Raw genomic sequence first — 26,300 nt, 5'->3', positions numbered from 1 at the left:
CCATGCCCTCATACCGCGCGCAGGCCCAGAAGGGCAGGGGCGCCACGTCCAATGTGGAATCCCGTTTCGACGGCTGGCAGCGCGAGGTGGACCTCGACGGACTGGCTGGCGAGATCGAAGCCCATGGTGAGCGCACCGTGCCCCGCACCACGGTAACGATCGAGACCGTCCGGTCGATCATCACGCACAACCAGTCGCCGGACTTGCCTTTCGACCAGTCGATCAACGTCTATCGCGGCTGCGAGCATGGCTGCTCCTACTGCTTTGCCCGTCCGACGCACGCCTATATGGGCTTGTCGCCCGGGCTCGATTTCGAGACCCGGCTCTTCGCCAAGCCCAACGCTGCCGAACTGCTGCGCAAGGAACTGTCGAAGAAGTCCTACCAGCCGTCCGTCATTGCCATCGGCACCAATACTGATCCCTATCAGCCGATCGAGCGGGAGATGGGCCTGGCGCGCTCCGTTCTCGAAGTACTCGAAGCATTCAACCACCCGGTGGCGATCACGACGAAGTCCGCGCTGGTGACGCGCGACATCGACATCCTTGCCCGCATGGCCGAAAAGGGACTCGCGCGGGTCTACATCTCGGTCACGTCGTTGTCCGTCGATATCGCACGCAGGCTGGAGCCGCGCGCCAACACGCCTGCGCGACGGCTCGAAGGCATCCGGCGACTGGCCGACGCGGGCATTCCCACCGGCGTCATGGTGGCCCCGATCATTCCGGCGCTGACCGATACCGAGATCGAACGCATCCTCGAAGCCGCCGCCGAGGCTGGCGCTGCGTCCGCCGGCTACGTGATGCTGCGGTTGCCACTGGAGGTGCGCGATATTTTCGTCGAATGGCTCGAGCAGCATTATCCGGGCCGCAAGCGCCATGTGCTAAGCCTCATCGAGCAGATCCGCGATGGCCGGCAGAACGACTCCACGTTCGGGCAGCGGATGCGCGGCACGGGCATCTTTGCCGAACTCGTGGAAAAGAGATTCCAACAAGCCTGCCGTCGATTCGGTCTCAACAAGGAGCGCCCCCCGCTGCGACTCGATCTGTTCAGTGTGCCGGTGCCGCCGTCCCCGCAAGGGAGCCTGTTCTGATCCCGGTGCCAATGCCGGGGGTGGACGTTATGCCGGAAGGCGATAGCCGAGATGAATGTACGTGCGTGGCTCGCGATGACCCGGCACGCCATACTGACATCCGCGTTTCACCAAGACACTCATAGCATTGGAAAAACCGGTTCTGACGTTGACGTACGACCAACTCGACCAGTGGATCGAGTCCCTCCAACCCATGCTGCTCGAAGAAAAATTCGGCGCCAGCATCGGCATATTGCGAGGCGGCGCTCCCCTCGCGTTGATGGTCTCGCACGCGATTGGCGCGCCGGTGGCATTTCTGGCCTACGACCGGCCGACCCGCCGCGTGTTGTGGAACTCGGCCGGGCCGCTGCCGCCGCCGGGAACGAAGGTGCTGCTCTGCGAGGATATTGCGGGCCGCGGGTTCACGCTGGTCGACTGCATCGCGTTCCTGGAGCGGCATGGCCTTGTGGTCAAGACGTTGACCGGGGCGTTCGACGAGATCAGCCGGATTCGCCCCGACTATGCCAACGACTCGACGGGGTTCTTCACGATGTTTCCGTGGGAGCGCCAAGCCTATACGGAACGTTATCGGGACGACTGGTCGCGCGTCGAGGCGGGTGCTGCGGAGGGCATGCGCGACGATCACGAATATGCGCGCTACGCCATCGACCTGGACGGCATCCTGCTACCCGACATCCCGCTTTCCCGATACGACGAAGACCTGGCCGCAGCGTTGCAGGAACGCGATGCGCTACTACCCTTCGAGGTCGTGCCGTCCGTCGATTTCGAGAACGTCAGGGCCGTCATCACGGGGCGGCCCAGCGTCGACCGGGCGCGCACCCAGGCATGGCTCGATCGGCACGGCTATGGCCACCTGGATCTGATGATGCGGCCGGACGGCTACGATGGAACGCCTGCCGGGGCCGCAGCCCACAAGGCGAACGCCGCGCGGCGAGCCGGGGTGACGCACTACATCGAGAGCGATCCCTTGCAGGCGCTCTTTATCGCCAGGGCGGCACCGCTATTGCGTGTGATCTGGTGGGATGCACTGCGTCAGGCAGGCATGCTGATCAACGCCGCGACATGGCGGGAAGCCGTGCCCGGCTGAGAGGGACGCAACACGAAGGGTTTCAACGCCTTACTCCCGCAGCGTACCCGCGACCTGCAGCACGGATCGGAACAGCGTTTCCACCAGCGGCAGGGTCTGGCGGCCGGTGCGTTTGACGACGACGATGCGTCGGCGCAGCAGCGGGCTCCGGATCTTCACCTTGCTCAGTCCGTACTCGTTAAGCAGCTTGTCCGGCAGCCGGGACGGCAGGATGCTGTCGCCAACGCCCAGGGATACGAGCTTGAGAATGGCATCGACGGTTTCGGCCTCGGCGACATACGGATGCTGAAGGCCCGCGATTTCGACCATGCGACGCAACGCATAGCCCTTGGGAAATCCCACCAGCCGAAGTATCTGCTCGCGCAGGTTGATCCCCGCTTCGGCCAGTGCGGCATCGGGCGTGCGCGAGGTGACCAGGCACATGTCGTCCTCGAAGAGCGGGTGTACCGCCAGCCCGGCGGTATCCACAGCGGTGTCGTAGGCGATACCGAGATCGGCCCGGCCGGCTTCCACGAGCGCGACGACGTCCGCCGAACTGCGCCCCATCAGCGAAAGGTTGATGTCGGGGTAGTTCGCAAAGAAGCTCGCCACCGCATCAGCCAGAAAGTAATAGTTGACGGTGTGGACGAAGGCGATCCGCAACGTGCCCTGTGTGGTGCCGTGAGTCTCGCGTATGGACTCTACCGCCATGTCGATGGCGCGGTACGGCGCCTCTACGGCCGCCTGCAGCTTGCATCCGGCCTCGGTCAGCGCAACGCCGCGCCCCGTTCGTACGAACAATGGCTTGCCGACATGCGCTTCGAGCATGGCGAGTTGCTTGCTGATACCCGACTGGGTTTGTCCCACGCTGTCGGCAGCCTTGGACAATGATTCGAGTTCGGCGATCCGAAGAAAGCTTCGGAGAAGACGGTCTGGTGTTTCCATAACCTAACGGGGTGGCGACGAGCCGGATGGCCGGTTCATGCATGCAGCCTGCTCGTGCCCTGTATCCGGGTTGTGTGGAAAACGCCGGGATTTGTATCGGCGAGTAACCTCGCCGCCGGATCGGTGCCAGCGTCGCCGTACCCTACCGTTCGCGCAATGCCTCCGCCGCGCGGTTGAATGGCTTGACCAGATATTCGAGCACGGTGCGGCGCCCAGTGCGGATCTCGGCCGTCGCCACCATGCCGGGCAGAATCGGATGCCGTTTGCCGTCCTTCGTCTCCAGCCACGCATGGTCGGTCAGCACATAGACCCGGTAGTAGTAGATGCGGCGGTCCACCTGGTCTTCGATCGTGTCCGGCGAGATGCGGTCCACCTTGGCGGGCAGCGTGCCGTAGACCGACGATTCATACGCCGAGATTTTCACCGTGGCTTCCTGCCCCGGATGGATGAACGCGATATCGCGCGGACTGATGCGCGCCTCCACAAGTAACTGGTCGCCCAGCGGCACGATCTCCATCAGCACGCCACCGGGTGCCACCACGCCGCCGATGGTCGAGATGCGGATGTCCTTGACGATGCCGCGCGCAGGCGATGCCAGTGCGGTGCGCCGCAGCAGGTCGGCACGGCCTTCGCGAATCTTCAGCAGGGGACCGAGATCGGCCATGGTGGTGGCGTAGTCCGATTTCAGTGCCACGTAGTATTCGCTCTGCGTGGCCGATAGCTTGGTGGTCAGTTCGGCCACCTTCTGCCGCAAACGCAGGATTTCTACTTCGTTGGTTGCACCGGTACGCAGTAACGGCAGGGCGATATTGAGTTCGTTCTGCGCCAACCGAAGCTGTTCGCGCAGGTTGCCGGCGTTCTCGCGGAAAGCGCGACGATTGGTCAGGAAGGCTTGCCGCTCGCGCTCGGTCACGGCGGGCGCTTTCGCGAGTTCGGCGGGAAACTGCACCGTATCCGCATCGTTCATCTCGGCCTGCAGTCGTGCCGCACGGGCCTGTAGCGCTGTGATCTTTTCGAGCGTTTCTTCCATCGATGATCGCGCAAGTACCGGATCGAGCGTGGCGAGTTGCTGGCCGGCCTTCACTACGTCGCCTTCGCGCACGGTCAACTCTGCCAGCAGGCCGCCTTCGAGACTCTGGATCATCTGTCCCTTCGAGGCAGGCGTGACGCGACCCTCGCCCATGGCGACCTCGTCGAGTCCGGCCAGCGCGGCCCAGGCGATGAAGATCGCCAGCGCAACGATGATCGTCCACAACAGGTAGCGGGGCGCGTCGCCGCGCTGGCCGATTCGCATCCACGTTGCAAAGGCGTCCATGGTCGTTACTCCGCCGCGCGCACGGCCGGGCCGGTTGCGGGAGACTGGCCACGCAGCGCGGCCAGCACGTCATCCTTGGGGCCGTCACGCACGATGCGGCCATTGTCGATCACGATCAGACGGTCTGCCAACGCGAGCACGGGATAGCGGTGCGTGGCCACCACCAGCGTGCGTCCGCCAAGCCATCCGCGCAACTGGCGGATGATGGCCAGTTCGGTGGCTTCATCGAGCGAGGCGGTGGGTTCGTCGAGCAGCAGCACGTTCGGCGCGCGCAACAGCGTGCGCGCCAGGATCAGCGCCTGCTTCTGGCCGCCTGATAGTCCAACGCCGTTCTCTCGGATGCGCAGGTCCAGGCCGTGCGGCTGGTTCAGCAGCAGACGATCGGCGCAGGCCAGTCGCAGCGCAGCCAGCAGGGCGTCGTCGGTGGCCAGCGGGTCGGCAACCAGGAGGTTGTCGCGCAGCGTGCCGTAGAACAGGCTGGCTTCCTGCAACACGATGCCGACGTCGCGGCGCACATCGGCCACGTCGATCATCGGCATGGGTGTGTCGTTGAACATCACGCGGCCCTGCTGCGGCGTCGACAGCCCGGCCAGCAGGCGCAACAGCGTGGATTTTCCGGCGCCTACGCGTCCCAGGATCGCAATGCGTTCACCGGGTTCGATGCGCAGATCCGCGACCGTCAGCACAGGTTTTTCCTGCGGATCGTAACCATAGACCACGTTCTCCAACCGGTACCGGCCCAGCAATGCCGTGCGGTGATAAGCATCGCGGCCGGGTTCGTGATCGACGGGCAACGTCAGCAACGTATCGAGCGCCTGTTTGCCGACGCGCGCATTCTGGATGCGGCCCAGCACGGCGGGAATCTGCGAGAGCGGGGCGATGGTCCGGCTGGTCAGGATCGAGCAGGCCAGCACTGCGCCGAAGGACAGGTCGCCGTCGAGGATGCCGTACACGCCAGCCACCAGCACGCCAACATAGGCCATCTGCTGCACCATCTGCGCCATGTTCATCAACAGCCCGGCCAGGAAACGCTGTTTCAGGCCCACCTCGCCGTTCACTTCGTTGGTGTGCTGCCAGAGCTTGCGGAAGCGCGGCTCCGCCTGCAGCGACTTGATGTCCTCGATGCGGTAGATCGATTCCATCAGGATGGCATTGCGCAACGCAGACTCCGACATCCCCTGCTTCGAGAGCCGCGCCAGCGGCACCTGCGCCACCACGCCGGGTAGCACCAGCAGTGGAATAGCGAGCAGCGGCACCAGCACCAGCCAGCCGCCGAGCAGCCAGATGATGAACAGGAAGGCCAGTACGAATGGCAGGTCGATCAGCACCCCGAGCGTGCTGGACGTCAGCAGTTCGCGCAACTGTTCGAGGTCTCGCAACTGGGCCACCAGCGTGCCTGGCGATTGCGGTCGCGCATCGTTGCGGATATCGAGCACGCGTGCGAAGAACATCGCCGAGAGTTTCAGATCGACCTGCTTGCCGAAGTGATCGGCAATGGCCACGCGGGCGGTGCGGATCATCAGTTCGAGCACCAGTGCCAGCAACACTCCGGCGGCCAGCACCCACAGCGTGTGGATCGAGCGCGCGGGCACCACACGGTCCCACACCTGCATCGCGAACAGCGATGTGGCGATGGCCAGCAGGTTGCCGAACAACGAGCCCAATCCCAACTCCAGCATCGTGCGCCAGTTCGTGGTGAAGGCCGCGCGCAGCCATTCTCGTGGACGGGCGGCCATGTAGGCATCGAGACGGTCGCTACGCGGGGTCTCTCGCTCGCGCACCAGCAGCACGTGCAGGCGGCCGTCGCGCAGCAGCGTGTCCAGCTTGGGCGTGCGCTCCAGCACACCGCTATCGGTGGGCACGTGCAGCGCGGCGCGGCCTTCGGCTACGGCGACGATCATGCCGACGTAGCACGCATCCACGCACACGAGCGCGGGCAGCATCACGTCTGTCAGCGCATCGGGTGGCAAGGACACGAACTGCGCGTTGAGACCGGCTGCCGCAGCCATCTCCACCACCGCGCGGCCGGTGTCGGAGGCATCGGCCCAGGCCGCAGCGCCGCGCACGAGTTCGGGCGAATTGGGCAGGCCCAGGTGCCGCGCGGCCAGCAGGATGGCCTCGGCCCAGCGTCCGAGGTCGGTCACCTCCGGCGGCGGGTCCGGCGCGCGCTTGTCACTACTGCGATTGGCTTCCAAGTTCCTGCTCCCGTAGCAACTCCACGAACCGGCCTACCGCCACATGTGCCTTGATGCGCGCCAGCATGCTGTCTGCGATGGCGGTGATGCGTTCCTGCTCCGCGATGAAAATCTCCCGTTCGGGATTGATCACATCGGTCAGCGTGCGCTTGTTGAGCATGTATTCCTGCCAGTACAGATCGCGCGAGGCATGCAGCAAGCCGATCACTTCCTCGAAGCTGCGCTGTCGCGCCGACGCACCGGTGGCTTCGGTCGAGGCCGCGTTCAACGCGGTGCGGGCCTGCAGCCGTTCGTTGTCGAGGGAGTCCAGGGCCGCGCGCTGCTCGGCCTTGGCGGCGGCGATGCGATGCCGGTTGAGACCGCCCAGCGAGAAGTCGCCGGCAATCTGCACGCCGATCCAGGTGTCGTCGTTGGCATTGGTGGGGCCGGTGGACGCTGCGCGGCTGACGCCGACGCTGATCGCCGGAAAGCGCTCGGCTTCCGCCTGCGTGACGTGGGCCTGCGCAGCCTCCACGGCGGCGCCGGCCGCCAGCACGGACGGCGTTTGCTCCACGTCGCCGCGCTCGTCGCCCATGCTGCGCACGTCTTCGTCCGCGTTGTTCAATGCCGCCACGCGCGGTGGGCGGGCGCCAATCAACTGGGCCAGCCGCGTGGCAGCCACGTCGAAGCGGCTGCGTGCCTTGAGTTCGTCCGCACGCGCGCGCTGGATCGCCACATCGGCCATGTTGCGGTCGGATGTCACCGATAACCCGGCGCGTACACGGTCCCCGATCTTGCCGCGTATGCCGGTCAGGGCCTCGATCTGCCGCTGGGCTGCGGCCACGATCTCCTGGCTGGCGGAGAGATCGACGAACGTTGCGGCGGTGTTGGCGGCCACGTTCTCGATGCTTTCGGCCAGCAGGTGCCGGCTGCGCGTCAGCGACGCATCGGCTGCCGCCACCTTGCTCGACGTACGGCCGAAGTCGTAGACCAACTGGCTGACGCCGATTGAAGCACGCGCGCCCACGTTGTTGCCGCCGGTGCCGAAGGTGCCTCCATAGCCGGGCCGCACGCCATACTCGAGTTTTGGATACCAGGCGGCCTTGGCAACGGCCACCTCGGAGGTGCCTTGCGCCACCACGGCATTGGCGCGGCTGATGTCCGGATGGCGCGAGATCGCGATGCCGATCGCTTCTCGCATGTTCAGTCCCTGCAGCGCGACGTGCCGGGTGGTGTCGGGTGCGGTGGATGGTATGGAGGAGGGTGCCGGGAGCGGTCCCGTCACCTGCGCGAGCGCCGTGACCGGCGTTGCCGCCGTGGCGGACACCTGCCAGCCGCCAGCGATGGACACGCCCAGCAGGCCAAGCATGATCGTGAGTCGAACCCGTCGGACCGGACCGGCCACGGGTGGTGCATCCGGGTCATGAGCATGTGTCGGCAATCGGCGGCGTCCCCGATGAAGTTGGTGTCGATGGCTGGGCGTTTCTCACACAAGGATCTGATGATTGGCGAGCAGGGTCTCCAGGTTCGTGGTGACGTTGTTCAGCGTGACCAGCGTTTGCGAGCCGAACGCCCCGCCCGCGCCGTCGCGGTCTATCGACACGACGGTGTTGCCATTGACGTTGGTGACCGACAGGTAGTTGCGGATCAGGTCGCCCTGGTCGATGGTCGCCACGCCATTGACGTAGTGCGCGGGGCCATCCGCGTCGGACTGGTAGCCGATCAGCAGCGCGGAGACATCCAGGCGGTCCAGGCCGGTCTGGTTCGGGCTGGTCCCGACGTTGAAATCCGTGATCGTGTCCGTGCCATTGCCGCCGGTGCCGTTGGTGTTGTCGAAGACCTCCCAGAGGAACACGTCGCCGCCTGTGCCGCCGGTCAGCGTGTCGTTGCCGGCGCCCCCGATCAACAGGTCGTTGCCTGCGCCGCCGTTGAGCGCGTCGTTGCCTGTGCCGCCGCGCAGCAGATCGTTGCCGCCCAGCCCGTTGAGCGTGTCATCCCCGCCGTAGCCGTAGAGCCGGTCGTCGCCTGCAGATCCATTCAGGGTGTTGCCGGTGGCGGTTCCTTCGACGATGGCCGAGGGCTGCGTGCCGCCGAGCAGGTTGGTCAGCACGCCGGCACTGAGCAGTTGCGCCGCACTGCTGGTGGCACTGAGGCCAGTGGAATCGGTGGCGGTGATCTGTAGTGAATTCAGCAGGCCGACATTGATGCCGAGCAGGCCGTTCGACAGCGTGACGGAGCCGAGGAATTCGTTCAGATGCAGGTTGTCGATCGTACCGCCATTCAGCGACGTGATCGTCATCACCGATGAGGCACCGATTCCGAGCAGACCAGGGTCATTGACCACCTGGAAGCGCAGGCCCAGTTCGGCGGCCAGCGCCGCATTCGCGTTCAGTTGCTGCAGCGCCAGCAGGTCCAGCACGCCGCCGAACGAGATGCGCACCTGCTGGATGTTGTTGTTGTAGTCGCTCGCCGCGAAGAACTGCTGCTGCCCGAGTTCGATCAGGCCGAGCAGGTTGGCATCGGCGATGCCCAACAGTCCACCCGCATCGCGCACGGTCACCTGCGGGGCCACGTTCGTGACGATGGAGAACGCCTGCGTGGATGCGGTGCCGAGATTGCCGGCGGCATCTACCACGCGCGTGCTGACCGAGTGGGCGCCATCCGTGAGTTGGCCCGGCGCATACCACTGCCAGCTTGTGCCGCTGACTACGGCATTGGTCCAGGTCGTGCCGCCATCGAGGCTGACCTGCAAGGTTTCACCCGCGCCCAGCGCGCCGCTCAGCGTGCCGCCAACGATGGGCGAATGATCGCCGGTGACCCAGTCGCCCACGGCGCCGGTATCGTCGGTCAGCGTCGAGATTGTGGCGGTGACGGTCGGCGCGATGGTGTCGACGGTCACGGTGAACGTGGGACTTGGCGCACTGACGTTGCCCGCTGCATCGGTGGCGGTGACGGCCAGCGCATAGGTGGCATCGGCCAGGATCGCCGTGGTGAAGCTCCAGTTGCCGCTGCCATCGGCGCGCACGGTGCCCAGCAGCGCGGAGCCGTTGTAGACCGAGACCAGGCTGTTGGCCTCGGCCGTGCCGGCCAGTGTCGGTGTGGTGTCGTTGGTGTTGCCGCCGTTGACCAGCGTGCCGGTCACGGGCGAGACGTTGTCCGTGACGGTGGTGATTACTGGTGCGGCAGGCGCCAGGGCATCTACCGTGGCAGTGGCAGCCAGGCTGGTGTTTCCGGCTGCGTCGGTGGACGTGACGCTGATCGTGATGCCGTTGGTCAGTGCGGGCGAAGGCGCGAAAGTCCAGTTGCCGCCCGTGTCGGCCGTCACGCGAGCGTCGGCCGTGCCATCGCCATTGAGGTCGAGGTTCACCGTGCTGCCTGCTTCGGCGGTGCCGCTCAGCGCTACACCGCTGCTGCGTGTGATGACCGGCGTGAGGGGCGCATTCGTATCGACGGTCAGGTTGAACGCTGTCGTGGCGGTGCTCGTATTGCCGACGGCATCGGTGGCGGTCAGCGTCAGCGCATGGGGGCCGTTGGTCAGCGCCGGAGACGTGAACTGCCAGTTGCCGTTGATATCGGCAGTGGCCGTGCCGAGCAGGGTGAGGCCGTCGAAGACGGTGATAGTGGCGCCGGCCTCGGCCGTGCCGGCCAGCGTCGGCGTGGTGTCGTTGGTGGCTGCGCCGCTGATGAGCGTGCCGGCTACGGGGGCCACATCGTCGGTAACCGATAGCAGCACCGGCGTGGCGGGCGCGGCGGCATCCACGGTGACATTCGCGGCGGCGCTGGTATTGCCGGCGGCGTCAGTGGCGGTGGCACTCACGACAATGCCGTTGGCCAATGGCGTTGCAGGCGTGTACGTCCAGACGCCTGCGCCGTTCGCGTTGACGGTGACATCGATCACGCCATCGCCGGTGTAGTCGATGCCGACAGTGCTGTTGGCCTCTGCGCTGCCCGTCAGTGTGGTGCCGTTGGTGGCGGCAATCGTCGGCAAGACCGGCGCCACGGTATCGACCGTAAAGCTGAATGCCGTGGATGGCGCGCTGGTGTTCCCCACGGCATCGGTGGCGGTGGCCGTGACGGTGTATCCGCCATCGGTCAGCGTGGCGGCAGTGAAGCTCCAGTTCCCGAGACCATCGGCCGCCACCGTGCCCAGCAGCGTGGTGCCGCTGAACAGGCTGACGGTGCTGCCAGGCTCGGCCGTGCCCGAGAGCGTGGGCGTGGTGTCGTTGGTGCTGCCGCCGGTCAGCACGGTGCCGGCCAGCGGCAGGGTGTTGTCGGTCAGGTTGGCGATAACCGGTGCAATCGGCGCCACGCCGTCTATCGTCACGGTGGCATTGCCGCTGGTGTTACCTGCCGAATCGGTGGCCGACACGTTGACGGTTGTGCCATCGGGCAGTCGCGTGGGCGGCGTGTAGGTCCACACGCCGCCGGCAGTGGCGGTGACGGCGGTATCGGGCGTGCCGTTGCCGTCGAGATCGAGGTTCACGGTGCTGCCAGCTTCCGCCGTGCCGGTCAGTACGGTGCCGTTGCTGGCATTGACGGTGGGCACGGCAGGTGGCGTGACGTCGTTGAGGTCGATGTCGACCGTGGTGCTGTCGGCTGCGCCCGTGTTGCCGGCGCCGTCGGTGGCGGTCACCGAGACCACCACGCCATCGCCCAGCGGTGAGGCCGGCATGTAGGACCAGTTGCCGCTTGCGTCGGTGCCCACGGTGGCGTCGATGCTGCCGTTGTTGCCGATGTCGATGTTGACGAGGCTGCCTGGCTCGGCCGTGCCGGTGAGCGACGTGCCGTCGCTGGGCAGGATGTCCGGCGCGGCGGGGGGGGCGGTGTCGATGGTGAACGTGAACGATGCGCTTGCGTCGCTGCTGTTGCCTGCCGCATCGGTGGCGATGGCCGTCAGCGTATAGGTGTCGTCGGGCAGCGTGGCGGGAGAGATCTGCCAGTTGCCGTTCTCGTCGGCGACGGTGCTGCCGATTAACGTGCCGTCGTTGTACAAGGCGATGTTCGAGAAGGGCTCGGCCACGCCGGCGATCAACGGTGTGGCGTCGTTGGTCTCGCCGCCCGGCACCACCGGCACACCCGGCCCCGCGCTGTCCTTGGTGACGCTGAGGATCGACGGCGCATCGGGCACTACGGTATCCACCGTGAGCGTGAACGGTGCGCTGGCCGTGCTGGTATTCCCGGCCGCGTCAGTGGCGGTGACGGTGAACGTGTAGCTGCCATCGTCGAGCCCGTCGGGCGTGAAGGTCCACGCCCCGGTGCCACTGGCGGCGGTGACGGTACCCAGCAACGTGGTGCCGTCGTAGACGTTGATCACGCTGTTGGGCTCGGCGGTGCCGGCCAGGGTGGGCGTATCGTCGTTGGTGCTCGCGCCGCTCGACAGCGTGCTGGTGGCGGGCGGGTTGTCGTCGGTTACCGTGACGATCACGGGCGGCAGCGGCGCGGCGGCATCGATGGTGGCCGTGGCCGGACCGCTGGTGTTGCCTGCGGCATCGCTCGCAGTCACCGACACCGCCAGCCCGTTGGCCAGGCCACCCGCAGGTGCGTAGGTCCAGTTGCCGTCAGCATCGGCGGTGACGGTGGCATCGGCCTCGCTATCGCCATCCAGATCGATGTTGAGCGTGCTGCCTGCTTCGGCGGTGCCAACCAGCGCAGTGCCGCTGCGGATGTCGATGATCGGCGTGGCGGGGGGCGCGGTGTCCACGGTAAGGGTGAAGGGGGCGCTGTCCGGACCGGTGTTGCCCACGGCATCGGTGGCGGTGGCCGTGACGATGTAGGTGTCGTCGACCAGCGCCGGATCTGGCGTGAACGACCAGTTGCCGTCGGCATCGGCATCCACGGTGCCCAGCAGTGCCCCCCCGCTGTAGAGGTTGATGGTGCTGTTGGGTTCGGCGGTGCCGGTCAGCGTAGGCGTGGTGTCGTTGGTGCTGCCGCCGTCGAGTACTGGCGTGGTGAGCGGCGTCGCGTTATCGGTGGCGGACACGATGACAGGTGCGGCGGGCGCTGCGGCATCGATCGTGACCGCTGCGACGGCGCTGGTGTTGCCTGCGGCATCGGTAGCCGTCACGCCGAGTACGGCGCCGTCCGGCAGCACGGGTAAGGGGGTGTAGGTCCACGTGCCGTTGTTGTCGGCGGTAACGGTTGCGTCCGCGGCACCATCGCCGTCGAGATCGATGCCGATCACGCTGTTGGCCTCTGCCGTGCCCGTCAGCGCGGTCCCGTTGCTGCCGGTGACATTGGGCGCGTCGGGTGGCGCGGTATCGACGGTCAGCGTGAACGCGGGACTGGCGGCCCCGGTGTTGCCGGCTGCATCGGTGGCCGTGGCGGTCAGCGTATAGACGCCGTCGGTCAGCGGCACCGTGGGCGTGAAGGTCCAGTTGCCGTCTTCGTCTGCCGTGGCTGTGCCAAGCACGGCACTGCCATTGGAGATCTCGACGATGCTGCCCGGTTCGGCCGTGCCGCTCAGCAGCGGCGTGGTGTCGTTGGTGCTGTCGCCGCTGGCCAGGGCGCCTGTCGCAGGGGTCGTGTCGTCGGTGGCCGCATCGATGGATGGCGCATCGGGCGCGGCGCCGTCGATGGTGATCGTGGCCGGTTCGCTGGCGTTGCCCGCGGCATCGGTGGCGGTCACGCTGACCACGGCCCCATCGCCGAGCGTGGGCAGGGGCGTGTAGGTCCATTCGCCATCGTCGTTGGCGGTGACCGTGGCATCGGCGGTGCCATCGCCGTCGAGGTCGATGTCGATCGTGCTGTTGGCTTCCGCCGTGCCGCTCAATGTGGTGCCGTTGCTGGTGACGATGGTGGGCGCAGCGGGCGGCGTGGCGTCGACGGTCAGCGTGAAGGCCGCGCCGGGAATGCTGGTGTTGCCGGCCGGATCGGTCGCGACGGCCGTGACCGTGTAGCTGCCGTCGACCAGTGCCGGCGATGGCGAAATGGTCCAGTTGCCGTTCTCGTCCGCCACCCCCGTGCCCAGCAGCGTGGTGCCGCTGTAAAGATTGACCGTGCTGCCCGGCTGGGTGTTGCCGCTGAATGCGGGTGTGGTGTCGTTGGTGATGCCGCCGTTCAGCAATGGTCCCGTGCCGGGATCGGCGTTGTCGGTGACCGTGCCGATGGCAGGGCCTGCGGGTGGCGAGGTGTCGATGACGAGTTCGAACGCCGTGCTCGGGCCGCTGGCATTGCCAACGGCGTCGGTCGCGATGGCTTCGATTGCATACGCGCCGGGTGGCAGGGCGCTGGGCGGCGTGAATGTCCAGTTGCCGTCACCATCGACGGTCGTAGTGCCGAGCACGTTGCCGCTGACGGTGTCAGTAAGGGTGATGGTGCTGCCAGGCTCCGCGGTGCCCGCGAACGTGGGCGTAGTGTCATTGGTGCTCCCACCCGTTGTCAGCGGACCTGTGATGGGCGATGCGTTGTCAGTGACGGTGCCGATGGCAGGCGTGGGCGGTGCGCTGGCATCGACGATGGCCGTCGCCGGCTGGCTCGTGTTGCCGGCGCTGTCTGTGGCGGTCACGCTGACGGTGACGCCATCGTCAATGGGTGGGACCGGCGTGTAGGTCCAGTTGCCTTCGTCGTCGGCCTCGACGGTGGTATCGACCGTGCCGTCGTTGTTCAGGTCCAGGTTGACGGTGCTGCCGGCTTCCGCAGTGCCGGACAGTGTTGTGCCCGCGGTCGGCGCGATGGTTGGCGTGGTGGGCGGCGTGGTGTCGACGATGCTGGTATCGATCGTGGTCGATGCGGATGGGCTCGCGTTGCCCGCCGCATCGGTGGCGGTGACGGTCACCACCGCGCCGTTGCCCGGCGGCGTGTCCGGTGCATAGGACCAGTGCCCGCTGGTATCGGCCTCGACGCTGGCGTCGGCGGTGCCGTCGCCGTCGAGATCGATCAGGACGGTGCTGCCCGCATCGGCCGTGCCGGACAGGACCGCGCCATTGCTGGGCGATACCGTGGGTGTGCCGGGCGGCAAGGTATCGACGGTCAACGAGAACGGTGCCGTGGCGGCGCTGGTGTTACCTGCTGCATCGGTCACCGTGACGGTCAGCACGTGCGAGCCTTCGGACAGCGACGCAGTGGGCGTGAACTGCCAGTTGCCATCGCCATCCGCGACCACAGTACCGAGCACGGCAGTGCCGTCGTAGATCGTGACGAGGCTGTTGGCCTCGGCCCTGCCGGACAGGGTGGGCGTGGCATCGTTCGTGGTGTCCCCGCTGGCCAGCGTACCTGTCACGGGCGCCCGGTCATCGGTCACGCTGTCGAGATCGGGCGCATCGGGCACCGTGCTGTCGACGGTGGCCGCTACGGGCGCGCTGGCATTGCCCGCCACATCCGTGGCGATCACGGTGATCGTCGTGCCATCGGGCAAGGCGGGCGAGGGCACGTAGCGCCAGTTGCCCGCGCCATCGGCGGTGACGGTGGCATCGGCCGTGCCGTCGCCATCGAGATCGATCGAGATCAGGCTGCCCGCTTCGGCCGTGCCGGCGAGTCCTTGCGCATTGCTTTGCGTAACCGTGGGCGCGGCTGGCGGTGCGGTGTCGATGACGAGCGTGAACGGCGCGCTCGCCACGCCGGTATTGCCGGCGGCATCGGTGGCCGTGGCCGTGAACGTGTAGCTGCCGTCGGGCAGGGCGGTGCCAGGCGTGAACGACCAGTTGCCGTTGGCATCGGCCATCACGCTGCCGATCAACGTGGCGCCGTTGAAAATCTGTACGGTGCTGCCAGCCTCGGCCGTACCGGTGAGCGTCGGCGTACTGTCGTTCGCGCTGGCCCCGCTGGTGACGGGACCCGTCCCCGGCGTGGCATCGTCGCTGACGTCGGTCACTACCGGGGCGGCAGGCGCTTGCGTATCGACAGTGAAATCGATCACGGTGGGTGCGCTTGTGGTGCCATCGGGTGCCGTCTGCGTGATCACGATCTGGTGGGCGCCATCCGGCAACTGCTGCGGCAGTGTGTAGCTCCAGTTGCCGTTGGCATCGGCGCGCACGGTTGCCAGCGGACGGCCGTCGAGCAGGATCGATATCGTGCTGTTGGCGGGCGCGCCGCTACCTTGCAGCGTTGGCGCGGCATTGTCGGTGGCTTGCGAGCCGTTGCTGCCGATCACGTTGCCGATGGGCGCGACGGATGGCGCGGCGGGCGTGGTGCCCGTGCCGCCGCCGCTACCACCACCGCCCACGTTGCCGCCGCTATCGCTATCGCCCCCGCCGCCGCCAGCCACGGCGGCGATGATGCCCGCACCAGCGGCCACACCCAGCAGCGCCAGCAAGGCGGTGGTGGACGTGCTCTGCGAGATCGGCGTGTAGGCCACCGCCGCGTCGGCGATCTGATCGCCGCCGGGCACCATCGCCTGGTCGAACGAAGCCAGCCAGCTGCCATCGTCCTGGACAAACACAAGGTTGTGGGTCTGTGTGCCGTTGGCGAAGAACCCCTCGATGCGCAGCGTGTGGCCGTCCTTGAACGACACCAGCAGGTCGTTGCCCTCGCGGGCGTAGTTCTGCACGCTTTCGCGCGACGCGGAAACCAGGAAGTTGGTGGGGCCTTGCGGGGCAGCCACGGAGGTGGCGCCGGCGGCGACAGAAACGTTGGCGTGGTTCTGCAATGCGGCGGGCGTGCTCATACGCGCTCCTGGCGAGAATGGTCCATATGCCCGGCGAGGCCGGGCATATCAAGGAACAATCCCCCATCTGCAGCGCGCGCCTAAGGCCGTGCCAATGCAGTTGTCTCTGTTGTTGTTATGTCTGAATGGTCAGGAATCTATCCACGAACTGTGCGAATTGCATGAAGCACAAAAAGCGAACGATTTGCCATATCGGCGAGTATGGCGAAGTAAACGCACATTTCATTTCCCCACTTACGTTTGGTTGCATCTTTGCAACCAGTGGGAATTGAAGCAGTGCGCTACTCCTGCGAGAGCGCCTTGGCGGCTTCCACCTGGGATTCGAAGAACGTCTGGAAGCTGATCGCCAGTCCGGCCATCAACAGGCCAGTGCCGATCATCAGCGAAAGGATCACGAGAATGATCACCGGCCAGCCAGAGCGCGTGGGTTGGCCGTGCGGGTTGTAGCGGGCATCCCACTTTTCGTCGGGACGCAGTCCGAACACGATGGCCGTGAGGAAGGCGGCAACGATAGACGCTCCACCGGCTACCGCAAACGTCCAGTTCAATGCCGCATTGCCGGTGCCCAATGCCATCGACGTGACGCCAATCGCACCAGCCAGCATGGCCAGCAGGTGGGTCCAGGCGAATTTGTCGCCCAGGCCATGCAGATAGAAGCGGTGCAAGCCGACACTTCCCAGCAGGAAGGCCAGCGCAACGGTGACGAGCTTGGATTTTCGGAGCGGACGTCCGGCGGGGGATTGAGGCGCGACGACAGGGGCTTGGCTTGCGGCAGGCATCGTGAGCGGGGCGATGGGGCAGGGATGCCGCATTGTACGCCCCGTCACCCAGGCGCTGGCCGAAGGGGGAGTCAGCGTCCGCCGTCGCGTCCGCGTGCCTGCCAGCCGGGGCCGACGTTGGTGGGGCGAACGTCGGTGCCGCGCATCGCACCGTTGTCGCCGGTGTTACGATCCGGTCCACCCGCCTGGCGCGCCCGCTCGTCGCGGTTGCCGGGTTCGGGGGGGCGTCCGCTCAGGCGGTCGTCGTTGCGGGCGCGTTGCTCCATGCGGTCGATTTGCTGCTGCACGTGCTGCCGATTTTCGGCGCGTACCGCGGCAACATCCCAGCTATCGGCGCCAAGGCGAACCGCGCGCACCGGATTGTCGACGGCGCGCTGCCAGAAGGCGACTTGTGCGTGGCTGGTGGCGATCGCGCCAACCAGGCCGATGACGGCCAAGGTACCAGCCACCAGTGAGCGCAGGTGGGGGCGGGCAAGCATGCGGATTCCCAATGTCCAGGTGATGAGTCAGGCGTTGGGTCCATGGTACGCAGCGCGCCTGTGATGGCCTATGCGAAACCCGTTACTGGTGTAACGGATTGTTTCGTCATTTTTGCCAGCTTTGACGCCTGTTTGGCGGCGGCTGCGGTTGTTCCATCTGAGCGACCGGAAAGTGCATCATCGGACTGTTGTTGCAGAGCCGCTTCGCGGTTTTCGCCACGGCCCGGCGGCTCCGATGTTGCGTCGAGGGCGCTTCGGCGCCGGCGCGGGGTACGGGATCGCCCTAAGTGTTTGTTTGGGCTGCGGAACTGGGCTATACTCTTGCGTTTCGTGTTCGCACACCCCGTTTTTTCGAGGAATTTACAATGGTCGTAATCCGTCTGGCTCGCGGCGGCAGCAAGAAGCGCCCCTTCTTCAATATCGTTGCTACCGATTCGCGCAACCGTCGCGATGGCCGTTTCATCGAGCGCGTTGGCTTCTACAACCCGCTGGCGACTGAAAAGCAAGAAGGTCTGCGCCTGGTGCACGACCGTCTGGCCTACTGGCAAGGCGTTGGCGCACAACTGTCGCCGACGGTTGCCCGCCTGGTGAAGCAAGCCGCCAAGGCTGCTCCGGCTGCTGCCTGATAGTCATATCGCCTGTGCGCCGGTTTCCGGTGCGTGGCGATGTCTGACCGACGCTCCGCCAACGTGACTGGCAACGCCACCGGCCGCAAGCCGCTGAACCTGTCGAACGCCGCCACGCAAGGCGGTGCCGCTGTGCGCTCAGCAAAGCTGCCCGCCGGGCTGCTCTGTACCGACGCGCTTCCCGACGACCTCATCGAGGTTGGCTACGTGGGCGCGGCGTATGGTATCCGGGGCTGGATCAAGGTCCAGCCGCATGCGGACGACGCCTCCGCATTGCTCCACGCCCGCCGCTGGTGGCTGCTTCCCGCGCCACCCGCTGGCAGGCTGGCGGCACCGGCGTCGCCGTCGGAGGCAGTGAGCGTCAAGATTGCCCAGTCGCGTGAACATAGCGGTACCGTGGTGGCGCAAGCTACCGGTGTCTCGGAACGCAATGTGGCCGAAATGCTCAAGGGCAGGCGCGTCTGGATCCGGCGGGAGGACTTCCCCGCGCCGGAAGAGAATGAATTCTACTGGGTCGACCTGATCGGTTGTGCCGTGGTCAACGAGCAGGGCGAAGCGCTCGGCGAGGTGACTGGCCTGATCGACAATGGCGCCCATCAGATCCTCGAGGTGGCTTACCAGCTGCCGGACGGTAAGGCCGCCGAGCGGCTGATTCCGTTTGTCGACGCATATCTGCGCTCGGTGGATATTTCCGCCCGGCGCATCGTGGTCGACTGGGGGCTCGATTTCTGAAGTACTGAAGTGACGTCCTGGGAGGCGCGATGCAGTTCGACGTGATCACGCTGTTTCCCGAGATGTTCCGTGCGCTGACCGACTGGGGCATTACCAGCCGGGCGGCCAAGCAGCAGCGTTACACGCTGCGCAGCTGGAATCCCCGCGACTTCACCGTCGACAACTACCGGACGATCGACGATCGGCCGTATGGTGGCGGACCCGGCATGGTGATGCTGGCCAAGCCGCTGGACGATACGCTCGATGCCGCGGCTGCGGCGCAGCGTGACGCCGGGGTGGAAAAGCCGCATGTGGTGCTGATGTCGCCGCAAGGCGCGACGCTGACGCATGACAAGGTCATGTCGCTGGCGCAGCGCCCGGGACTGGTGCTGCTGTGCGGACGATACGAGGCCATCGACCAGCGTCTGATCGATCGTCGCGTGGACGAGGAAATCAGCCTCGGCGATTTTGTGCTGTCGGGGGGCGAACTGCCTGCGATGGCCCTGATCGACGCGGTGGTGCGGCATCTGCCCGGCGTGCTGGGCGATGCGCAATCGGCGGTGCAGGACAGCTTTGTCAACGGCCTGCTCGATTGTCCGCACTACACGAGGCCGGAAGAATATGAAGGTGTGCGGGTGCCCGACATTTTGCTCGGGGGCCATCATGCCGAGATCGAAAAATGGCGGCGGCAGCAGGCGCTGGCCAATACCGCTCGCAAGCGTCCCGACCTGATCGTGGCCGCGCGTGGGCAAGGATTGTTGTCCAAGGCCGACGAGAAGTATCTGTCGGAACTGGCGGCGAAAGCAGGGCGGGAGTTCGCTCCCGCCAAGTGAAACTACCATCCTCTGCCGGGGCCCAGCAAAGTTCTGGGGCATTGAACGCTGGCATGATGGTCAAGGAGAAAACGATGAACATCATCGAGCAGATCGAGAAGGAAGAAATCGCGCGTCTGACCGCGAACAAGTCCATCCCCGTGTTCGCACCTGGCGATACCGTTATCGTCAACGTGAATGTGGTGGAAGGTACGCGCAAGCGCGTGCAGGCTTACGAAGGTGTGGTGATCGCCCGCCGTAACCGTGGCCTGAACAGCTCCTTCATCGTGCGCAAGATCTCGTCGGGTGAAGGCGTGGAACGTACGTTCCAGCTGTACTCGCCGCTGATCGCCGGCATCGAAGTCAAGCGTCGTGGCGACGTCCGTCGCGCGAAGCTGTACTACCTGCGCGAGCGCTCGGGCAAGTCGGCACGTATCAAGGAAAAGCTGGTAGCGAAGACCCCCAAGGTCGCCGCCGCTGCAGAGTAAGCTTTTCTGACAGCACCGGGAAACCGGTGCTACGCCAGACCGGCTTTGCGAAGGACACCCCTCGGGGTGTCCTTTTTGCATTGTGGGGCGCCCGGCGCGGTACGTCGCTTCCTGTCATACTTGCCGGTGTTATGCGCCCCATATTCGATCCCGAAACACTTCCGGTCGTCGCGACCGACCATCAGCGCGCGCCGCTTTCCGCGCCGCGCATGCAGCCCGATTTCATCCGGCACCGGCTGCTCTCGCCGCCCGCCTGGGAGCCTGAACTGACCGACGAGTCGCGCATCTACGACAAAACGCGTGGGTTGCGCGAGGCTGCAGTGCTGGTGCCGTTGGTGGAGCACAAGCACGGGCTGACCGTATTGCTGACACAACGCAATGCCAATCTCTCTTCCCATGCGGGGCAGATCAGTTTTCCGGGTGGCCGTCAGGAAACCTATGACGCCGACCGGATCGCCACGGCACTGCGCGAGACCGAAGAGGAAGTTGGTATCGGACGGGATTTCGTCGAGGTGCTGGGCTCGCTGCCCGACTACATCACGGGCACGGGCTTTCACGTGAGCCCGGTCGTGGGCCTGGTGCGGCCAGGCTTCACGCTGCAACCCGATGCGGGCGAAGTGGCCGATGTCTTCGAAGTGCCGCTGGCGTTCCTGATGGACCCATCGCGGCATGAGCGCCGCATCTATCGGTATGAGGGCGGCGAACGCCAGTTCTATGCGATGCCGTATCCGCTCGAAGCGGGCGGTCATCGCTTTATCTGGGGCGCCACGGCGGGAATGCTCCGCAATCTCTACCACCTGCTGGCGGCTTAGGCGCCAGGAAGCTTACGCTGCGGCGGCGTCCGCGCAATGCGGGCAACTCTTGCCCACCACGTACTTCGGATGTTGCTGTTCTTCCGACGTGACCACGGCGCGGCACGCGAAGCACTGCACCGGACCGGAGGGTTCGAGATTCGGGTTCAGGGCGGTGCGATAGTCAAAGACAAAGCAGTCGCCTTTGTAGTGGCTGCCGCCCACTTCCTCGAAATACTTCAGGATGCCGCCTTCGAGCTGGTACACGCGCTCGATGCCCGCTTCCTGCATGTGGATCGCGGCCTTTTCGCAGCGGATGCCGCCGGTGCAGAACGAGACCACGGTCTTGCCTTCCAGCGCAGCCTTGTTCTCGGCGACGGCCGGCGGGAAATCGCTGAATTTCGAGATGTTGTACTCGACGGCGTTGTCGAAGGTGCCAACCGCCACTTCGAAATCATTGCGCGTATCGAGCATCACCACGGGGCGGCCCTCGTCGTCGTGACCCTGATCGAGCCAGCGCTTGAGGTCCACCGGGCGCACCGCCGGCGCCCGACCCGATTCGGGGCGGATCAGCGGCATCTTCATCGTGATGATTTCCTTCTTGGCACGAACCAGCATGCGCTTGAAGGGCTGGTTCTCGGACAGGCTTTCCTTCGGCGCGATATCGGCGAAACGGGCGTCGGCGTGCAGCCACGTCATGAATTCGTCGATCTGTGCGCGGGTGCCGGCCAGGAACATGTTGATGCCTTCCGGCGCCAGCAGGATCGTGCCCTTGAGGCTCGCGGCGTCGCAGCGCTCGCGCATGGCGGGACGCAGGGTCTCGATATCGTCGAGCGAGACAAACTTGTAAGCCGAAATATTAACGATCTGCATGGTGCAACGCCGCTGGCCGGGCACGAAAGCGCTCGGTAACTGCCTGATTGGAAAGGCGAAATTATAGCCGTTCGGCGGCCTCCCCGATACCCGTTGCGCAATGGTCGCGGCCAGCGCCCCAGACCCTGCAGGTGACATCACTTTACGAAAAGTCTCCGCAGATCGGGCGAGGGGAGCCGGTACAATGGCGCCCTATGTCTGCACCCCGCTTCGTACACCTCCGCCTGCACTCCGAATACTCCGTCGTGGACGGCATTGTCCGTCTTGACGACGCCGTCAAGGCAGCCGCCGGCGACGGCATGGGCGCGCTCGCGCTCACCGACCTTGCCAACGCATTCGGCCTGATCCGCTTCTACAAGGAGGCCCGCGGCAGCGGCGTCAAACCGGTAGTGGGCGCTGACATCTGGCTGACCAATGCCGAGGATCGCGACAAGCCCGCGCGCATGTTGCTGCTCGTGCAGGATCGCATCGGCTACCTGAATCTCTGCGCGTTGCTGTCGCGCGCGTGGCTGAGCAACCAGTACAAAGGCCGCGCCGAGTTCGAGCCGGGCTGGTTCGAAGAGCCGGGCGAAGAGGGCCTGCCGCTGGCGACGGGCCTGATCGCGCTGTCCGGTGCGATGGGTGGCGATGTCGGCCAGGCGCTGGGCAACGGCAACGTCGAGGCTGCGCGCCGCGCCGCGCAGCACTGGTCGCGTGTCTTCCCGCAACGTTTCTATATCGAACTGCAACGCGCCGGGCATCCCGGTACCGATGCGTATGTGCCGCAGGCCGTGCAATTGGCCGCCTCGATGCAGTTGCCCGTGGTGGCGACGCATCCGGTGCAGTTCATGACACCCGACGATTTCACCGCGCACGAGGCGCGCGTCTGTATCGCCGAAGGCGAACTGCTGGCCAACCCGCGCCGCATCCGCAAGTTCACGACCGACCAGTATTTCAAGACGCAGGACGAGATGGCCGCGCTGTTCGCGGACATCCCGTCGGCGCTGCAGAACTCGGTCGAGATCGCCAAGCGCTGCAACCTCACGCTGGAACTGGGCAAGCCGAGCCTGCCGCTGTTCCCGACGCCCGATGGCATGTCGCTGGATGACTACCTCATCCACATGGCCAAGGAAGGTCTGGAAAAGCGCATGGAGGTGCTGTTCCCCGACGAGGCGGAGCGCGAGCGGCAGCGGCCCGAGTACTACGCGCGGCTTGAGTTCGAAACCGGCACCATCATCAAGATGGGTTTCCCGGGCTACTTCCTGATCGTGGCGGACTTCATCAACTGGGCCAAGAACAACGGTGTGCCGGTGGGGCCGGGCCGGGGTTCGGGTGCCGGTTCGCTGGTGGCCTATGCGCTGGGCATTACCGATCTCGATCCGCTCAAGTACGCGCTGCTGTTCGAGCGTTTCCTGAATCCGGAGCGGGTCTCGATGCCCGACTTCGACATCGACTTTTGCCAGCACGGCCGTGATCGCGTGATCACGTACGTGAAGGAAAAATACGGCAAGGAAGCCGTGTCGCAGATCGCCACGTTCGGCACGATGGCAGCAAAGGCGGCCGTGCGCGACGTGGGCCGTGTGCTGGACCTGGGTTACGGTTTCGTCGATAGCGTGGCCAAGCTGATTCCGTTCAAGCCGGGCAAGCTGGTGACGCTGGAGGAAGCCAAGAAGGAAGAGCCCGCGCTGGCCGAACGCGAAGCCAACGAGGAAGAAGTGCGCCAACTGCTGGAACTGGCGCAGCGTGTGGAAGGCATGACGCGTAACGTCGGCATGCACGCCGGTGGTGTGCTGATCGCGCCGGGCCGCCTGACCGATTTCTGCCCGCTGTACACGCAGGGCACGGACGGCATGAGCGGCGTGGTGAGCCAGTACGACAAGGACGACGTGGAAGCGGCCGGCCTGGTCAAGTTCGACTTCTTGGGCCTGACCACGCTGACGATTCTCGACTGGGCCGAGCGTTATATCCGCCGACTCGATCCGTCAAAGGCCGACTGGAATTGCAGCCAGATTCCACTTGATGACGGCCCGGCCTTCGAGATCCTCAAGAGCGCCAACACGGTGGCGGTGTTCCAGCTGGAAAGCCGCGGCATGCAGGGCATGCTCAAGGACGCCAAGCCTGACCGCTTCGAGGACATCATCGCGCTGGTGGCGCTGTATCGACCAGGCCCGATGGACCTGATCCCGAGCTTCTGCGCACGCAAGCATGGCCGCGAGAAGGTGGAGTATCCCGATCCGCGCGTCGAGCCCGTGCTCAAGGAGACCTACGGCATCATGGTCTACCAGGAGCAGGTGATGCAGATGGCGCAGATCATCGGCGGCTACTCGCTGGGTGGCGCCGACCTGTTGCGCCGCGCGATGGGCAAGAAGAAGGCCGAGGAAATGGCCAAGCACCGCGAACTGTTCCGCGCCGGTGCCGACAAGAACGGGCTGAGCGCGCAACAGGCCGACGACATCTTCGACCTGATGGAGAAGTTCGCGGGCTACGGCTTCAACAAGTCGCACGCGGCGGCTTACGCGCTGCTGGCGTACTTCACGGCGTGGCTCAAGGCGCATCACCCGGCCGAATTCATGGCAGCCAATATGTCGCTGGCCATGGACGACACGGACAAGGTCAAGATCCTGTTCGAGGATTGCCGCCTGAACAAGCTGACCGTGCTGCCGCCGGACGTCAACGCCAGCGAATACCGCTTTGCGCCGACCGATGCGAAGACGATCCGCTATGGCCTGGGAGGCATCAAGGGTTCGGGGCAGGGCGCGATCGAAGACATCCTGCGCGCACGCGAAGAGCGGCCGTTCACGGACCTGTTCGATTTCTGCGAGCGCGTGGATCGCCGCCAGGTCAATCGCCGCACGATCGAGGCACTGATCCGCGCCGGTGCGTTTGACAGCCTCAACAACAATCGCGCGCAGCTGCTGGCCTCGGTGTCGATCGCGATGGAAGCGGCCGAGCAGAAGGCGGAATCGGCCAACCAGGTGTCGCTGTTCGACCTGATGGAAGACGCCGGCGAGACGCATCGTCCGGAACTGGTCTCGGAGCCGGCCTGGACGGCCAAGCGCACGCTGCAGGAAGAGAAGCAGGCGCTGGGGTATTACTTCTCGGGCCATCTGTTCGATGCGTCGCGCGACGAGGTGCGCAAGTTCCTCAAGGGCACGCTGGCCGCGCTGGAGAAGGAAGTGCAGGGCAACGGCGGCGGCTATGGCCGCGACGTGCGCGGCCGTGCGGTGGCGGGCGTGATCATGGGCGTGCGTACGCAGATGACGCAGCGCGGCAAGCTGATTATCGTGATGATCGACGATGGCACGGCGCAGATCGAGATGACCGTGTTCAACGAGCTGTACGACGCCAACCGGCACATGTTCAAGGAAGACGAACTGATCATCGCGCAGGGCAACGCGCGGCATGACACGTTCACGGGCGGCGTGCGCTTCACGGCAGAGACGGTGATGGATCTTGTGGCGGCGCGTGCCAAGTATGCCGAGGCGGTGTGCCTGGGCTTCAATGGCAATGCTTCGACCGAACGTCTGCGCGAACTGCTGACGCCGTACCTCGCCAGCGTGGCGCAGTCGCCGGGCTTGCCGGTTCGCGTCAGCTACGTCAACAAGACCGCTCAGTGCGAAGCCATGCTTGGCGCGCAATGGCAGATCACGCCATCCGAGGAGGCGCTGACGAATCTTCGCAGCGCGCTCGGCGACAGCGTGAAGATGATCTATGGCTGAGGCCATGCCGATGGTTGCCTCGAAGGACATCGCCCCCGTGGCCGGGCGCCGCCAGCGTGTGCTGTTCCACGTCACGCACTTCCTGCATGGCGGCATCGAGACCTCGTTGGTATCACTGCTGGCCTCGCTCGATCCGGAACACTTCGAACTGGGTTTGACGATCACGTATCCGTCGCCGGAACTGGAATCGCATTTCCGCGCCCGGCTGCCCGCGCATGTGAAGGTACATGTGCTGGCGCCGGAGCGCTGGCTGTCGCATTGCCGTCAGTTGAAGAAGCAGCGGAAGCTTGGGCCGCTTGGCAAGATCTATGAAGAGGCGTTGCTGCCGCCGGTCCGCAAGCCGCTGATGCGGCGCCGCTTTCTGAGCATTCTCAAGCAGGGTGGGCCGGGCGGATACGACGCCGTAGTCGACTACGACATGTCGCTGTCGCGCATCACGGGGCCGCTGGCCGTGCCGATGATCGGCTATCAGCATTTCAGCGTCGCGCACCTGGCCGATGGTCACGAGCGGAAGCTGCGCAAGCTGCGGCACCAGTGCAAGGTGGATTACGACGCGGTGGTGCTGCTGACCGACAGCATGCTCGCCGATGCTCGCGTGCTGTTGCCCGATGCCGCCGACAAGCTCGTGCGCCTCTACAACGCCATCGATATCGCGAACATCCGTACCCGGGCGCAGCAGCCGCTGGAACCCGGTGTGACGCCACAAGGCCCGTTCATCGTATCGGTGGGACGTCTGGAAGAAAGCCAGAAGGATTTTGCGTCTTTACTGCATGCCTATGCCCGGCTGGCCGGGCATAGGCATGCAGTAAAGACGCAAAATCCTTCTGGCTTTCTTCCAGACGTCCCACCGATAC

The 26,300-nt window shown here is 65.5% G+C and carries 17 protein-coding genes; 9 read left to right on the top strand and 8 right to left on the bottom strand.

Annotated elements, in window-relative coordinates:
• The first annotated feature begins 2 nt into the window (after positions 1-2).
• Both FFS21_RS19470 and FFS21_RS19465 read left to right on the top strand, forming a co-directional pair.
• Positions 3-1,088: a PA0069 family radical SAM protein gene (locus FFS21_RS19470; RefSeq protein ID WP_137926423.1), complete on the top strand. Its 1,086-nt coding sequence runs from the start codon at positions 3-5 to the stop codon at positions 1,086-1,088.
• Between the two features lie 127 nt (positions 1,089-1,215).
• Positions 1,216-2,175, top strand: coding sequence for a phosphoribosyltransferase (locus FFS21_RS19465; RefSeq protein WP_137926422.1), 960 nt, complete (start codon positions 1,216-1,218; stop codon positions 2,173-2,175).
• 30 nt (positions 2,176-2,205) lie between these two features.
• Here FFS21_RS19465 and FFS21_RS19460 read toward each other — a convergent pair whose 3' ends face one another.
• The 7 genes from FFS21_RS19460 to FFS21_RS19430 form a co-directional block, all read right to left on the bottom strand.
• Complete coding sequence (locus tag FFS21_RS19460) at positions 2,206-3,099, bottom strand: LysR family transcriptional regulator (RefSeq protein WP_137926421.1); 894 nt, start codon at positions 3,097-3,099, stop codon at positions 2,206-2,208.
• Between the two features lie 142 nt (positions 3,100-3,241).
• The gene (locus FFS21_RS19455) at positions 3,242-4,414 is read right to left on the bottom strand and encodes a beta-barrel domain-containing protein (protein ID WP_137926420.1); all 1,173 of its coding nucleotides are present in this window, start codon (positions 4,412-4,414) and stop codon (positions 3,242-3,244) included.
• Between the two features lie 5 nt (positions 4,415-4,419).
• Positions 4,420-6,609 (bottom strand): type I secretion system permease/ATPase, encoded by a 2,190-nt coding sequence (locus FFS21_RS19450; RefSeq protein WP_249359501.1) that lies wholly within the window; start codon positions 6,607-6,609, stop codon positions 4,420-4,422.
• On the bottom strand, positions 6,590-7,957 hold the full coding sequence (locus FFS21_RS19445) for a TolC family protein (RefSeq protein ID WP_137926419.1): 1,368 nt from the start codon (positions 7,955-7,957) through the stop codon (positions 6,590-6,592). The genes FFS21_RS19450 and FFS21_RS19445 overlap by 20 nt, the downstream gene beginning before the upstream one ends.
• 117 nt (positions 7,958-8,074) lie before the next feature.
• On the bottom strand, positions 8,075-16,189 hold the full coding sequence (locus tag FFS21_RS19440; protein ID WP_137926418.1) for an Ig-like domain-containing protein: 8,115 nt from the start codon (positions 16,187-16,189) through the stop codon (positions 8,075-8,077).
• Between the two features lie 281 nt (positions 16,190-16,470).
• Positions 16,471-16,968: an NINE protein gene (locus FFS21_RS19435; RefSeq protein WP_137926417.1), complete on the bottom strand. Its 498-nt coding sequence runs from the start codon at positions 16,966-16,968 to the stop codon at positions 16,471-16,473.
• Between the two features lie 71 nt (positions 16,969-17,039).
• Positions 17,040-17,447, bottom strand: coding sequence for a hypothetical protein (locus tag FFS21_RS19430; RefSeq protein ID WP_137926416.1), 408 nt, complete (start codon positions 17,445-17,447; stop codon positions 17,040-17,042).
• Between the two features lie 365 nt (positions 17,448-17,812).
• On the opposite strand from FFS21_RS19430, the gene rpsP reads away from it, so the two are divergent.
• The 5 genes from rpsP (at position 17,813) to FFS21_RS19405 (ending at position 20,896) form a co-directional block, all read left to right on the top strand.
• Positions 17,813-18,073, top strand: a complete 261-nt coding sequence (gene rpsP / locus FFS21_RS19425; RefSeq protein ID WP_137926415.1) for a 30S ribosomal protein S16 — start codon at positions 17,813-17,815, stop codon at positions 18,071-18,073.
• A 63-nt stretch (positions 18,074-18,136) separates the two neighbouring features.
• Positions 18,137-18,805 carry a ribosome maturation factor RimM gene (rimM, locus tag FFS21_RS19420; protein WP_137926451.1) on the top strand — a complete coding sequence of 223 codons (669 nt, stop codon included), beginning with the start codon at positions 18,137-18,139 and terminating at the stop codon, positions 18,803-18,805.
• A 29-nt stretch (positions 18,806-18,834) separates the two neighbouring features.
• Positions 18,835-19,617, top strand: a complete 783-nt coding sequence (gene trmD, locus FFS21_RS19415) for a tRNA (guanosine(37)-N1)-methyltransferase TrmD (RefSeq protein WP_137926414.1) — start codon at positions 18,835-18,837, stop codon at positions 19,615-19,617.
• A 74-nt stretch (positions 19,618-19,691) separates the two neighbouring features.
• On the top strand, positions 19,692-20,084 hold the full coding sequence (rplS, locus tag FFS21_RS19410) for a 50S ribosomal protein L19 (RefSeq protein ID WP_137926413.1): 393 nt from the start codon (positions 19,692-19,694) through the stop codon (positions 20,082-20,084).
• A gap of 131 nt (positions 20,085-20,215) precedes the next feature.
• Positions 20,216-20,896 (top strand): CoA pyrophosphatase, encoded by a 681-nt coding sequence (locus FFS21_RS19405; protein ID WP_137926412.1) that lies wholly within the window; start codon positions 20,216-20,218, stop codon positions 20,894-20,896.
• 12 nt (positions 20,897-20,908) lie between these two features.
• On the opposite strand, the gene FFS21_RS19400 is transcribed toward FFS21_RS19405, so the two are convergent.
• A complete protein-coding gene (locus FFS21_RS19400) occupies positions 20,909-21,748 on the bottom strand; it encodes a sulfurtransferase (protein ID WP_137926411.1) in 840 nt (279 codons plus the stop codon).
• A gap of 194 nt (positions 21,749-21,942) precedes the next feature.
• Here FFS21_RS19400 and dnaE point away from each other — a divergent pair, with 194 nt between their 5' ends.
• A complete protein-coding gene (gene dnaE / locus FFS21_RS19395) occupies positions 21,943-25,446 on the top strand; it encodes a DNA polymerase III subunit alpha (protein ID WP_137926410.1) in 3,504 nt (1,167 codons plus the stop codon).
• Positions 25,439-26,300 (top strand): glycosyltransferase family protein (locus FFS21_RS19390; RefSeq protein WP_502705185.1); only part of this gene is annotated, 862 nt, incomplete at its 3' end. The genes dnaE and FFS21_RS19390, both read left to right, overlap by 8 nt.

This window comes from Cupriavidus sp. 2SB (genome assembly GCF_005503625.1).
Taxonomy (GTDB): Bacteria; Pseudomonadota; Gammaproteobacteria; order Burkholderiales; family Burkholderiaceae; genus Cupriavidus.
This window is presented reverse-complemented; position numbering and strand designations above follow the sequence as displayed.